At 46.6% G+C, this 12,357-nt stretch carries 15 protein-coding genes; all 15 read left to right on the top strand.

Going from position 1 to position 12,357, the window contains the following annotated elements; genetic code table 11:
* Positions 1-94: 94 nt before the first annotated feature.
* The 15 genes from trkG (at position 95) to WC5_RS04715 (ending at position 12,356) form a co-directional block, all read left to right on the top strand.
* Positions 95-1,552: a Trk system potassium transporter TrkG gene (gene trkG / locus WC5_RS04650; protein ID WP_001097895.1), complete on the top strand. Its 1,458-nt coding sequence runs from the start codon at positions 95-97 to the stop codon at positions 1,550-1,552.
* Between the two features lie 137 nt (positions 1,553-1,689).
* Positions 1,690-2,481 (top strand): ParB/Srx family N-terminal domain-containing protein, encoded by a 792-nt coding sequence (locus WC5_RS04655; protein ID WP_001291094.1) that lies wholly within the window; start codon positions 1,690-1,692, stop codon positions 2,479-2,481.
* Positions 2,474-3,406: a GREB1-related protein gene (locus tag WC5_RS04660; protein WP_001204037.1), complete on the top strand. Its 933-nt coding sequence runs from the start codon at positions 2,474-2,476 to the stop codon at positions 3,404-3,406. Before WC5_RS04655 ends, WC5_RS04660 begins: the two co-directional genes overlap by 8 nt.
* Positions 3,384-3,593 (top strand): hypothetical protein, encoded by a 210-nt coding sequence (locus WC5_RS04665; protein ID WP_000126788.1) that lies wholly within the window; start codon positions 3,384-3,386, stop codon positions 3,591-3,593. The genes WC5_RS04660 and WC5_RS04665 overlap by 23 nt, the downstream gene beginning before the upstream one ends.
* Before the next feature lie 3 nt (positions 3,594-3,596).
* Positions 3,597-4,691, top strand: a complete 1,095-nt coding sequence (locus tag WC5_RS04670; RefSeq protein ID WP_000089448.1) for a terminase small subunit — start codon at positions 3,597-3,599, stop codon at positions 4,689-4,691.
* The gene (locus WC5_RS04675; protein ID WP_000625348.1) at positions 4,672-5,973 is read left to right on the top strand and encodes a terminase large subunit domain-containing protein; all 1,302 of its coding nucleotides are present in this window, start codon (positions 4,672-4,674) and stop codon (positions 5,971-5,973) included. The genes WC5_RS04670 and WC5_RS04675 overlap by 20 nt, the downstream gene beginning before the upstream one ends.
* A gap of 2 nt (positions 5,974-5,975) precedes the next feature.
* A complete protein-coding gene (locus WC5_RS04680) occupies positions 5,976-7,382 on the top strand; it encodes a DUF4055 domain-containing protein (RefSeq protein WP_001551056.1) in 1,407 nt (468 codons plus the stop codon).
* Positions 7,366-8,478 carry a phage minor head protein gene (locus WC5_RS04685; protein WP_001363932.1) on the top strand — a complete coding sequence of 371 codons (1,113 nt, stop codon included), beginning with the start codon at positions 7,366-7,368 and terminating at the stop codon, positions 8,476-8,478. The genes WC5_RS04680 and WC5_RS04685 overlap by 17 nt, the downstream gene beginning before the upstream one ends.
* A gap of 104 nt (positions 8,479-8,582) precedes the next feature.
* Positions 8,583-9,347, top strand: a complete 765-nt coding sequence (locus tag WC5_RS04690; RefSeq protein ID WP_001551057.1) for a DUF6651 domain-containing protein — start codon at positions 8,583-8,585, stop codon at positions 9,345-9,347.
* Between the two features lie 98 nt (positions 9,348-9,445).
* Complete coding sequence (locus tag WC5_RS04695; protein WP_000918487.1) at positions 9,446-10,585, top strand: major capsid protein; 1,140 nt, start codon at positions 9,446-9,448, stop codon at positions 10,583-10,585.
* Positions 10,586-10,627: 42 nt separating this feature from the next.
* Positions 10,628-10,804, top strand: a complete 177-nt coding sequence (locus tag WC5_RS25580; RefSeq protein ID WP_000908084.1) for a hypothetical protein — start codon at positions 10,628-10,630, stop codon at positions 10,802-10,804.
* A 3-nt stretch (positions 10,805-10,807) separates the two neighbouring features.
* Positions 10,808-11,203 carry a hypothetical protein gene (locus tag WC5_RS04700; RefSeq protein WP_000634214.1) on the top strand — a complete coding sequence of 132 codons (396 nt, stop codon included), beginning with the start codon at positions 10,808-10,810 and terminating at the stop codon, positions 11,201-11,203.
* Positions 11,203-11,586 carry a hypothetical protein gene (locus WC5_RS04705; protein ID WP_016231725.1) on the top strand — a complete coding sequence of 128 codons (384 nt, stop codon included), beginning with the start codon at positions 11,203-11,205 and terminating at the stop codon, positions 11,584-11,586. The genes WC5_RS04700 and WC5_RS04705 overlap by 1 nt, the downstream gene beginning before the upstream one ends.
* Complete coding sequence (locus tag WC5_RS04710) at positions 11,587-11,967, top strand: hypothetical protein (RefSeq protein ID WP_016231724.1); 381 nt, start codon at positions 11,587-11,589, stop codon at positions 11,965-11,967.
* Positions 11,964-12,356, top strand: coding sequence for a phage tail terminator-like protein (locus WC5_RS04715; protein WP_000673077.1), 393 nt, complete (start codon positions 11,964-11,966; stop codon positions 12,354-12,356). Before WC5_RS04710 ends, WC5_RS04715 begins: the two co-directional genes overlap by 4 nt.
* Position 12,357 lies beyond the last annotated feature (1 nt).

The following is a 12,357-nucleotide window of genomic DNA, read 5'->3' as shown; positions in this document are numbered from 1 at the left end:
GGAACAGTGAAGTAAGATCTAAGAGGAGTTAAATTTTATACAGTATAATCATAATATTGCAGCAAGGTGGTTATAATTGAAAGAATATTTAGATATGAATACATCTCATGTAAGAGTTGTTACTCATATGTGTGGGTTCCTGGTTTGGCTCTATAGTCTTTCAATGTTGCCACCAATGGTTGTAGCATTGTTTTATAAAGAAAAAAGCCTGTTCGTTTTCTTTATAACTTTCGTTATATTTTTTTGCATTGGTGGCGGAGCGTGGTATACAACTAAGAAATCTGGCATTCAATTACGTACCCGTGATGGGTTTATTATAATTGTAATGTTTTGGATTTTGTTTTCTGTTATTAGTGCATTCCCTTTATGGATTGACTCAGAACTTAATTTAACGTTCATTGATGCTCTGTTTGAAGGGGTTTCTGGAATAACAACAACAGGAGCAACTGTAATTGATGATGTTAGTTCATTACCTCGGGCATATTTGTACTATCGGTCACAGTTAAATTTTATAGGTGGTTTAGGAGTTATTGTTCTGGCGGTTGCTGTATTGCCATTATTGGGTATTGGTGGTGCAAAGCTTTATCAGTCAGAAATGCCGGGGCCATTTAAGGATGACAAACTCACTCCCCGCCTGGCCGATACGTCACGGACACTGTGGATAACTTATTCTTTATTAGGTATTGCTTGTATTGTCTGTTATAGACTTGCAGGAATGCCTTTGTTTGATGCTATTTGTCACGGGATTTCCACAGTTTCGCTTGGTGGTTTCTCAACTCATAGCGAGAGTATCGGATATTTTAATAACTATTTGGTTGAGCTGGTGGCTGGTTCTTTTTCCCTGCTATCGGCTTTCAACTTCACTCTTTGGTATATTGTTATTAGCAGGAAAACGATAAAACCTTTAATCAGAGATATTGAACTTCGTTTCTTTCTGTTAATAGCCTTAGGGGTGATCATTGTTACCTCTTTCCAGGTCTGGCATATAGGTATGTATGACTTGCATGGAAGTTTTATTCATTCGTTTTTTCTTGCCAGCTCCATGCTCACTGATAATGGTTTAGCTACGCAGGATTATGCAAGTTGGCCCACGCACACGATAGTGTTTTTGCTGTTGTCAAGTTTCTTTGGGGGATGTATAGGTTCAACTTGTGGTGGAATTAAGTCACTTCGATTTCTTATACTTTTCAAACAAAGCAAACACGAGATAAATCAGCTTTCTCATCCCAGAGCGTTGTTGAGTGTAAATGTAGGAGGGAAGATAGTTACAGATCGTGTAATGAGGTCTGTATGGAGTTTCTTTTTTCTTTATACTCTCTTCACGGTGTTTTTTATACTGGTGTTAAATGGTATGGGATATGATTTTCTTACATCATTTGCAACAGTGGCTGCATGTATTAATAATATGGGATTAGGTTTTGGGGCTACTGCATCGTCATTCGGAGTGCTTAATGACATTGCAAAATGTTTAATGTGCATAGCTATGATTCTTGGTCGCCTTGAAATTTATCCTGTTATTATATTGTTTTCAGGTTTTTTTTGGCGCTCCTAATATATGGCTGATTTATAATTGTGAGTTTAATATTATGTTGACTCACTCATTGATCCAATACCTAACTTTACCAGCAACCCCTCCGTCCCCAGTAGCACTGGCTGCTGGGGTGCGTTTTATTCATAAAGCAAGGCTGTATGAGCGAGAAATTAAAGATAGTCTATCGCCCATTACAAGAATTGTCACCGTATGCGCACAACGCCAGGACGCACAGCCCTGAGCAGGTGGCACAACTGGTAGAAAGTATTAAGCAATTCGGCTGGACTAATCCGGTGCTGATTGACGAAAAGGGCGAAATTATTGCGGGTCACGGTCGTGTTATGGCGGCTGAAATGCTCAAAATGGATTCTGTTCCGGTCATTGTTCTGTCTGGCCTGACGGATGAGCAGAAAAAGGCGTACCGCCTGGCAGATAATCGCCTGCCGATGAATGCTGGCTGGGATGAAGATCTGTTGCGGATGGAGCTGTCGGACCTAATCAATGCTGATTTTGATGTCTCCCTGACAGGCTTCATCCCGACAGAAATTGATGAACTGTTGACGGATGTTTTGCCCGGTACAGGAAATGAGGAGGAGCCGTATACGACGAAAATTGATACGCCTGTTTATGAGCCGTCGGGCGGTAAACCGGATATCAGTGAACTGTACGACGATACGAAAACTCAGGAGCTGATCAGCCGGATACGTTCGGCGTCCCTTGAGCCTGATATTGAGAAATTCCTCCTGTGTGCGGCAGAACGTCACACGGTGTTTAATTTCAGCAGAATTGCGGACTATTACGCTCACGCCCCCTCTGAAATTCAGTGTTTTTTCGAGGAGTCGGCGCTGGTGATCATTGATTATCAGCAGGCTATTGAAAATGGATTTGTCCGGATGACGCAGCGCATGGTGGAGATCATGCATGGTGGTGAGGAGGAGGAATATGCGTGATGATTTTTGCGCCTTTATTCTGACTCACGGGCGACCGGACAAAGTTCTGACTTACCGGACGTTGCGTCGTGCTGGCTATACCGGGAAAATTTTTATCGTTGTTGATGATGAAGATAAGACACGGAATCAGTACATGGCTGAATTTGGTGAACAGGTGCTGGTGTTTTCCAAAGCCGATATCGCCAGTCGTTTTGACGAAGCCGATAATTTCTGTGACCGCCGCTCAATTTTTTACGCCCGTAATGCCTGTTTCGACCTGGCAAAACTGGTCGGGTGTAAATACTTCATTCAGCTCGATGATGATTATCACGAGTTCCAGTTTCGGGTGGATCGCAACTATGACCAGGCCTATTTTCCGATAAGGAAACTGGATGCGATCCTTTCTGAAATGCTGGCGTACTACGAATCAATACCTGCTCTTTCCATCGCTATGTCGCAGGGCGGGGATTTTCTTGGTGACAATGGCGGCCATGCTTCGTGGGTGAAACGCAAGGCAATGAACAGCTTTATCTGTTCGGTTGATCGACCGTTCTCATTCATGGGGCGCATTAACGAGGATGTGAATACGTACACGAATCTCGGTCGCTGTGGTGAATTGTTTATGACGATCGGTGCTGTCCAGTTAGGGCAGAAACAGACGCAGAAAAACAGCGGCGGAATGACCGAGCTGTATCTGGATTCCGGAACCTACGTTAAAAGTTTTTACTCCGTCATGTATGCGCCGTCGTGCGTAAAAATCTCACTGATGGGTGCCAGCCATAAACGCATTCACCATCAGGTCACCTGGAACAACGCTGCAGTAAAAATCCTTCACGAAAAATACAGGAAGAAGACACCCTGCATATCAATGGGGGTGACAAATGATTCCGTATTCGAAAGTCGAGTCTCTGGCAGCGTGCCGGATGACTGCACAACAAATCGCTGACGTTCTGGATGTTGATCTGAACCGACTGAAAGAAAATCGGGAAGCAATGACAGATTTTTATGCGGCCATCCGTAAGGGCAGAGCGAAAGGTGAAGCCGAGTTACGAGCGGCATTGTTTAAGCTTGCCAGAAAAGGGGATGCCTTTGCTCTGCGCGAACTACTCAGGGTGGATAAAAATCAGGACTAACTGATGAGCAGACCGGACTGGGGGGCGTTGCAGCAGGAGTATATTGCTGAATACACCCGCTCCGGTATATCTCCGGTGGCATGGTGTGAAGCAAGGGGACTGAATTACGCAACAGCCCGTCGTTACATCAAAAAAACTCCGAAAAATGCGCAGACAGAAATGTGCAAAACTGCGCAAAAAAGTGCGCAGAAAAAATCTGCGCAGACTGCACAAAAGCGGAACGAAAAATCTCAGGAAAAAAAGCCAGTATTCGATGCGGGCCTGAATGAGGGCGACGCGGAGGAATTTTCGTTCTGTCCCGATGAATTCGGCATTTCTGACCAGCAGGCTAAGTTTGCGATGCTTGTTGCTCAGGGTAAAAAGCCGACAGAGGCGTACCGACTAGCCGGTTATGAGGGGCAAGGTGCGACAGCTAACAGCAACGCCAGTCGTATGCTTAGAAATGCCAGGGTTTTTCGCGCTATCAGCTACTTCCGCAATCAGTACCAGAAACGCTATACCGCAGACCTGGATTTACTAGTGAGTCAGTTGATGGCTATTGTCCTGGCCGACCCCAATCAGCTTGCACAATTTCGCCGTGTTAACTGCCGTTATTGCTGGGGCGAGAATCATCTCTACCAGTGGCGCGATATAGCAGAATTCGACAAGGCAGCGGCGCAGGCTTCCAGAGATGGCAAACCCGAACCGGAATATGGAGGCCTCGGCTTTGTTGATAACGCCATACCCAATCCGGACTGCCCGAAGTGCTGCGGTGAGGGAACGGGACAGCTTTATATGGCTGATACCACTCTGCTTGATGGGGATGCGCGGCAATTATATGCAGGGGCAAAATTCGGAAAATTCGGCGTTGAGATCCTGCTGGAGGATAAGGCTGCCGCCCGGCGTGAATTGTTGCGTTTGCTTTCTGCTGGCGGGGCTTTATGTGCAGATAAGCGGCTACAGGAACTGGAAATTGAACGGCGCAGAATGGAAAACCAGAAGCTGCGCAAAGAGATCGAAACGGTGGAAGATAATGAACATCCCCAGCCTGTGGCGATCAATATTAATGTGGTTGATGCCAGAGTAAGGAGTGATGAAGATGATCTCTCCGACGCTTAATGTGCCTCAGGCGCGATTTCTTTCAATGCCCCATAAATTTAAAGCCTATATTGCTGGTTTTGGCTCGGGCAAAACATGGGTTGGGTGTGGCGGCATATGCAAGGGGATTTGGGAGCATCCAGGTATAAATCAGGGATATTTTGCGCCAACGTATCCCCAAATTCGCGATATTTTTTACCCTACAGTGGAAGAAGTTGCTGCTGACTGGGGATTGAACGTAAAAATTAATGAGGGAAATAAAGAGGTTCACTTTTATTACGGACGCCAGTATCGGGGAACCACTATCTGCAGATCGATGGAGAAGCCACAAACGATCGTCGGTTTCAAAATTGGTAATGCGTTGGTGGATGAACTGGACATTTTGCCGAAGGAAAAAGCCAGAACGGCGTGGCGCAAGATAATTGCGCGTATGCGTTATAAGATTGATGGACTTCGCAACGGTATTGACGTTACAACCACGCCGGAAGGATTCAAATTTGTCTACGAGCAGTTTGTTAAAGCCGTGCGTGAAAAAACAGAGCTGGCCTCACTGTATGGTCTGGTGCAGGCATCTACTTTCGATAATGAAAAGAACCTGCCAGCAGATTACATTCCTTCGCTTCTTGAATCATACCCTCCAGAGCTGATTAAAGCCTATCTGCGAGGACAGTTTACTAACCTGACAAGTGGTACTGTTTACCATCAGTTTGACCGGAAACTGAATAATTGCGAAGAAGTGGAGCAGCCAGGGGAGCCGATTTATATTGGGATGGATTTTAACGTTGGAAAGATGGCGGGAATCGTCCATGTGCTGCGTTTGGGGCTTCCATGTGCGGTAACTGAAATCATCAATGCCTACGATACGCCGGATATGATCCGCATCATTAAAGAACGCTTCTGGCTGTATGATGGGAATGATTACCGGAAAGTGAGGGAAATTTATATTTATCCAGATGCTTCCGGGGATTCCAGAAAATCAAGTAACGCAAGTACGACGGATATAGCCCAGCTTAAGCAGGCTGGTTTTAACGTTGTGGTGAACAGCTCGAACCCGCCAGTAAAAGATCGCGTTAACTCAATGAATGCAATGTTCTGCAATGCCAATGGTGAGCGTCGCTATAAAGTTAATGTGAAGCGTTGCCCGTTATATGCCGAATCTCTGGAGCAACAGGTCTGGGATGAGAAGGGGGAGCCTGATAAAAAATCTGGCAATGATCACCCGAATGATGCCGGAGGTTATTTCATCGTTAAGCAATTCCCTATTGTCAAACCGACCGGAAGAGTCACATCACTTCGGATTTAATTATGGCTGATATATCAACACCCAACCTCGACTATAACGATATGCTGGAGGCGTGGGATATTAACGACGCACTGATGGGCGGTACGCTTGAAATGCGCAGGCAGGGGGAAAATTATCTCCCAAAATGGCCTAACGAAGATGAAGACGCTTATAAAAAACGCCTGTCTGTGGCTACGCTACTTCCTGTGTATGAAGAAAGCATCAAGCAAAATATTGGGCGCATATTTGCAGAGCCGACAGTATTGAGTGAGGAAACGCCGGCAAAAATCAGAGAATATGCAGAAAATATCGACATGGAGGGAAGCCGACTGGATGTGTGGGCGCAGCAATTTTTCAGCCTCGCATTTCAGTATGGTGTGGCACATGCGCTGGTGGACTATCCACGAACGGATATGAAAGAGATTCGGACAAAAGCCGATGAAAACGCGGCCGGTAGTCGTCCGTACGTTACGATGCTGAATCCACGCCAGGTTATTGGATGGAAATCGAAAGTTGAAAAAGGGAAAGTTGTTCTCACTGATTTGCGTATAAAAGAGGTCATCATTATTGATGGTGATGATTTCGGGCAGAAGAAGGTGGAGCAGATCCGCCATATTATGCCCCGTCGAGTTGAAATTTATCGACGTAGCGAAGGCACTAATGGCGAATCTGTCTGGACGCTTCATGAGTCATGGAATACCAGCCGTGATGATATTCCTCTGGTAACACTGTACACGAAGAAAACAGGATTTATGCGTGGTACACCGCCATTGCTTAATCTTGGCTTGCTGAATATCAAGCACTGGCAAAGCCAGAGCGAGCAGGACAATATTCTTCATGTTGCCCGCGTTCCATTGCTGGTGGCCTACGGGCTGGACAGGAATGAAGAACTGACGGTTGGTGCATCCACCGCTACGATTTTTGAGGACAGAACAAAAAATGGCCTCGAATATGTTGAACATAGTGGCGCAGCGATAGAATCTGGCGAAACATCACTTGAGAAGCTGGAAAATCAGATGCGTCATGCCGGCGCTAAACTTCTGCGTGCTGAAAATACATCCACCAAATCTGTTGATCAGACTAATGAAGAGCGAATGCAGGAAAACTCGCCGCTTTATACAATGGCGAACTCCCTCGAAGATGCCCTCGATAATATTCTCCAGATAATGGCGGAATGGATCGGAGAGAGTTGCGGTGGCAATGTGGATGTGCGCACTGAACTGGATGTATCTGCCCAGGTGTTTGACTCATCCTCCGCGCTGGCTGTTCAGTCATTGCGTCAGGGCGGTGATATACGTCAGATTGATGCGATTCGGGTGTTGCAGGCGTTGAAATTTATCGATCAGGATTCCCGTCCAGAGGAAGTGATCGATGAATTAAAAAATCAGAGTGTAATGCTGATGGAAATCAATGATGCAAACCGTGAATGAACGGCTGCGTGATGAATCAATTGCTCATGCAGTCTGGATATCCCGCTATAGCACTGGCGTGGCTGCCAGAATGGTGAAAATACTGAATGACAGCGATGCGGAACTTACTGCTCGCCTGCTGATAGCACTGGACAGCCTCGATCCAGGTAGTTTTACCGTTAAGCGCCTGGAGTCACTTCTGGCGAGCGTCAGAGAGGTTAACCGCACTGCTATTAACAGCATGTTTACCAGTCTCTCCGGAGAGCTGAACGAGCTGGCAATTTATGAGGCTGGTTATCAGTTAAGTCTGTTTGATTCTATGCTACCTGATTTTGTTGCTGATGTTCACCCTCTGGTTGGTATCTCTCCTGATGCACTTTATGCCGCTGCAATGGCGCGACCATTTCAGGGACGACTGCTCAGTGAGTGGGCCTCAGATCTTGAGGCGGATCGGCTCAGACGCATAACAAATACAGTGCGTCAGGGTTTTTTGCTGGGGGATACCAATGAGCAGATCGCAAGAAAAATTCGGGGACATGTCAGTAAGGGATTTCAGGATGGTGCATTGCAGATGAGCCGGGCTAATGCGGCCAGCATTGCAAAAACAGCGGTTGGACATCTTGCTGCTACTGCCCGTGAGAGTTTTGCCAGCGCGAATAATGATTTGATTAAGGGTAAGCAATGGTTATCAACGCTTGATAATCGTACTACGCCACAATGTCGAATCAGGGATCGCCTCAAATATACGCTGAATAATAAACCTGTAGGTCACAGCGTGCCTTATTTGCAGGGGCCGGGAAAAATTCATTTCTGCTGCCGCTCAACGGAAACGTTCATTCTGAAATCAGCGAAGGAACTGGGTATTGATGTTCGCGATATTTCCCCGGCTGAGCGGGCCAGCATGGATGGCGTGGTGGCCGGAGATACAACCTACAGGGAATGGTTTTTGCGTCAGCCTTACACCAGACAAAAACAGATTGTGGGGGAAACCCGAGCAAAGCTGATTCGGGATGGTGGTATGTCGCCAGATGAATTTTACACCGATAAAGGCGAATGGCTGACGCTGAAGCAGCTCCGTGAGCGTGATGCACAGGTATTCAGAAAAGCAGGGATTTAAATAAATCATTTATTACAACAGGCTACCTTCGGGTGGCCTTTTTTATTGCTGCGATCCGGATGGTGAGCAGCGTAACTGTCGGAAGACTTAAACCAGGTACTAATATGAAACTGAAAACGGTCGAGATTAACGGAAAACAATACGCAGAAATTGATACTGCTGGCCTGCCAGTTTATGTGCACGACGATGGTAAAGAAATTGGCTTCGATGCACCGCTGGCGACAAAAAAAATTACAGAGCTTAATAGCGAGGCAAAAAATCATCGCCTGGCTAAAGAAGCTGCAGAGGAAAAACTGGCTAAGTTTGCCGCTATCGAAGACCCGAAGAAGGCGATCGAGGCACTGGAAATGCTGTCAAAAATCGACCAGAAAAAGCTGCTCGATGCGGGACAGGTTGACCAGGTTAAGGCAGAAATTACGAAAAATTTTCAGCAGCAATTAGATGAAGAAAAGCAACGCTCTCAGATGCTGGAGAAGCAGCTTTACGATTCTATGATTGGCGGTAGTTTTGCGGGTTCAAAATATATTGCCGATAAAATTGCGATCCCGGCAGATTTATTACAATCACGCTTCGGGCAGGCATTCAAAGTGGAAGAAGGGAGGATCGTTGCTTATGACGCTTCCGGCAACAAAATTTATTCCCGCGCGAAGCCTGGCGAACTGGCGCAGTTTGATGAGGCGCTGGAGTTCCTTGTCGAAAATTACCCTCAGAAAGACTACATCCTGAAAGCCAGTGGCAACAATGGCGGCGGCTCCCGTCCGACACAGCATGATATTGGTCAGAAAACGATGAAACGCTCTGCTTTTGATGCACTGGATGTTGCAGGTAAGCAAAACGCATTGAAAGACGGTATCACAATCGTTGATTAACACATTTGTCAGCTTCCGGATGGGAGCTGGTGTCAGGGCTGGATAGCTCATTACTCCATCTATTCACAATTACGCAAATTTTTAAGGAATATTTAATTATGGCTGGAAATACCCTGACCGGGTTGATCCCGACTATTTATACCGCCCTGGATGTTGTATCCCGTGAGCAGGTAGGTTTTATCCCTGCGGTAGCAAAAAACGCAAAAGCTGACGCCGCAGCAAAAGATCAGACGGTAACCGCGCCAGTTGCGCCTGAGGCGAAAACCGAAGATATCGTACCGGGGCCGTCAGCTCCGAATACCGGTGATCAAAATATTGGCACTGTTGATGTAAAAATTACTAAATCCAAAATGGCACCGGTTAAATGGAATGGTGAAGAACAACTGGCTCTTGGTCCTTCAGGGACTTACAACACCATTCTGGCTGATCAGTTCAAGCAGGCTTTTCGCGCCCTTGCAAACGAGGTTGAGGCTGATCTTGGTGCGTTGTATTTCGGTGCTTCCCGCGCCGTGGGAACCGCAGGGACAACGCCGTTTGGTGTTAAAGATGATCTTTCTGATGCTGCTCTGGCTCGTCAGGTTCTGGAGGATAACGGCGCACCGACAACCGATCTGCAGATGGTGCTTGGCTCCACTGCCATTGCTAATTTGCGCGGAAAACAGTCTGTATTGTTTAAAGTGAATGAATCCGGCACTGAACAGCTACTGCGTGAGGGCGTGTTGGGGCGTCTGGAGGGATTCAATATTCACAGTTCGGCAGGTGTGAAACGAGCGCCAAAGGTTGCTGCAACTGGTTATCTCGTGAATGGAGAGAAAAAAGAAGGCGATGTTCTTATTTCCATTGATACTGGTTCGGGGAGTATTTCTGCAGGTCAGATTGTTACGTTCGCTGGTGATCCGAATCAGTATGTTGTGGCAGCAGCGACCAGCAATCTGATTACTCTTGCAGCGCCCGGACTGCGTCAGGATCTGGCCGATGATACTGCCATCACAGTTGTTGGGGCCTTTACTGCAAATATGGCGTTTGATCGCAACGCGTTTCTGCTGGCATCCCGTACTCCGGCAATGCCGGAAGGTGGCGATAATGCTGATGATGTAATGAATGTTACGGACCCGATTTCAGGGATTACGTTCCAGATTGCACTGTATCGTCAGTATCGCCAGGTGCGCTATGAAGTTGGACTGGCATGGGGTGTTTCATCAGTGAAGCCGGCACATGGTTGTCTGATTCTTGGTTAAACATTCAAACGGGGCTTCGGCCCCATTTTTAATGGGGGGCATATGGCCGGATTAACTAAAGAGCAAAGAGCACAGCGTGAAGCCGCACAAAAAACGCAAATTGAGTTAGTGGTTATGGTGACCGATTATCAGATGTTTCCCGGCGCACCAACTATCGCTAATGTTCATCCTGATGAAGTTGACAACTGGAAGGCTATGGGCTGGAAAACTCAGGAGTAACACATGATCACTTACGTGACCTGTGATGACGTTGATAATGCGTTTGGGAACGCCTGGACGAGTGAGAACGCTAAAAATAAAGCTGTTTTAATGGCTAATGCCTGGCTTAATGGCTTCAACCTGAAAATTAACCCATCCCGTATTCCGGAAGAGGTAAAACTTGCGGGAGCATATGCAGCCAGAATTGCCTCATTCGGTAAGTTGTTTCAGCAGAAAAATGATTCTGGCGTTGTTATCAGTAAAGCCGTGTCGGCTGACGGGGTCAGTGTATCGAAATCATTTTCTGAGTTGCCAGCAAACAGCACTGCATTGCTTGAACCCGATTTACAGCTTGCGATAGCACTGCTGAAACCGTACGGACTTAGTCGCTCACAAGTCAGGGTTGTGAGGGGGGGATAATGGGGCTTCGTGAAGAGATTCAGTCAGAGGTTGCCGCTGCTTTTGATGAGGATTTAGCGGACGCCGTGAGTGATTTTTCTGGTTCTTACGTTACGCACCGGCACTGGGATCCTGTGACGGAAACTGGCGGCGAATCCACCGCAATCTATACCGGGCGAGGCGTGTTGACACGTTATAAGCTGGGCAGAATTGATGGGATTAATATTTTGCATGGTGACCTTAAATTAACCGCTCTGGTATGCGAGGTTACGGATAAACCAGCTGTCGACCATATTATTGAGATTTATGATCCTGTATCAAGGCAGTTACAACGATACGAGGTAATTACAGCAAGTTTAGATCCTTCCGCATCAGTTTACTCTATCCAGTTAAGGAGAGCGTAAATGGCAAAGGCATGGGATATAGAACCGTCAATATTTGCCGGGATGATTGAGGAAGATGTAGGGCTGAAGATTCGCTACATCGCTATGCAGATTCTTACTGCTATTGATATTGCTGCTCCGGTTGATACCGGACATTTCAGAAATAACAACCTGGTGTCGTTACAGCATCCCGATTTTGGTATATCTGATAACGTGGATCCGAACGGTACGATTGCTGTTCAGCGTGGGATCGGGGTTATTTCGAAAGCTGCAAATTACGGGGTTATTTATATCCAGAATAACCTTCCTTATGCAGAGGCTCTTGAAAACGGTCATTCACAACAAGCGCCAACTGGCGTGTATGCCAACGCTTTTTATGGTGTTTTACAGGCTTACAAATGAAGTTTACTGAAATCAGAAATACGGTTATTTCCAGAATGACGGCACAGACGATTATTGATGGAAAAGACGTATTGTATCCGAACGGGCCAACGTTCGATCCTTCCGGTAAGTTAATCTGGGCGCGGTTAAGTAATATTCCCGGGCAGGCTGGGGTTAATGAAATTGGCGCGGGGCCGGTTGTTTATCGCACGGGGATAATCATTATTCAGTTATTTGTCCCCGCAGGTTCTGGTTCAAAACTCATTACTGAGACAGCCGATAAATTGCGGGAACTGTTTGAGTTTCAGGATGACGATCGTCTCAGTTACCAGGCTGTTTCCTCAATAGCCGTCGGCGAAAAGAATGGCTGGTTCCAGCTTAATCTTCAAATTCCATATCGCGCGCTCTAGC

It is taken from the genome of Escherichia sp. KTE114, from assembly GCF_000407765.1.
Classification (GTDB): domain Bacteria; phylum Pseudomonadota; class Gammaproteobacteria; order Enterobacterales; family Enterobacteriaceae; genus Escherichia; species Escherichia ruysiae.
Note: the sequence above shows the minus strand (reverse complement) of the source record. Positions and strands in the feature narration are given on the sequence as shown.

Coding starts and splice junctions, on each gene's coding strand:
- WC5_RS04660 (WP_001204037.1), top strand. CDS start 2,474: ATGCGTGATGATTTTTGCGCCTTTATTCTGACTCACGGGCGACCGGAC.
- WC5_RS04665 (WP_000126788.1), top strand. CDS start 3,384: ATGACTGCACAACAAATCGCTGACGTTCTGGATGTTGATCTGAACCGA.
- trkG (WP_001097895.1), top strand. CDS start 95: ATGAATACATCTCATGTAAGAGTTGTTACTCATATGTGTGGGTTCCTG.
- WC5_RS04700 (WP_000634214.1), top strand. CDS start 10,808: ATGATCACTTACGTGACCTGTGATGACGTTGATAATGCGTTTGGGAAC.
- WC5_RS04690 (WP_001551057.1), top strand. CDS start 8,583: ATGAAACTGAAAACGGTCGAGATTAACGGAAAACAATACGCAGAAATT.
- WC5_RS04670 (WP_000089448.1), top strand. CDS start 3,597: ATGAGCAGACCGGACTGGGGGGCGTTGCAGCAGGAGTATATTGCTGAA.
- WC5_RS04675 (WP_000625348.1), top strand. CDS start 4,672: ATGATCTCTCCGACGCTTAATGTGCCTCAGGCGCGATTTCTTTCAATG.
- WC5_RS04710 (WP_016231724.1), top strand. CDS start 11,587: ATGGCAAAGGCATGGGATATAGAACCGTCAATATTTGCCGGGATGATT.
- WC5_RS04715 (WP_000673077.1), top strand. CDS start 11,964: ATGAAGTTTACTGAAATCAGAAATACGGTTATTTCCAGAATGACGGCA.
- WC5_RS04695 (WP_000918487.1), top strand. CDS start 9,446: ATGGCTGGAAATACCCTGACCGGGTTGATCCCGACTATTTATACCGCC.
- WC5_RS04685 (WP_001363932.1), top strand. CDS start 7,366: ATGCAAACCGTGAATGAACGGCTGCGTGATGAATCAATTGCTCATGCA.
- WC5_RS04705 (WP_016231725.1), top strand. CDS start 11,203: ATGGGGCTTCGTGAAGAGATTCAGTCAGAGGTTGCCGCTGCTTTTGAT.
- WC5_RS25580 (WP_000908084.1), top strand. CDS start 10,628: ATGGCCGGATTAACTAAAGAGCAAAGAGCACAGCGTGAAGCCGCACAA.
- WC5_RS04680 (WP_001551056.1), top strand. CDS start 5,976: ATGGCTGATATATCAACACCCAACCTCGACTATAACGATATGCTGGAG.
- WC5_RS04655 (WP_001291094.1), top strand. CDS start 1,690: ATGAGCGAGAAATTAAAGATAGTCTATCGCCCATTACAAGAATTGTCA.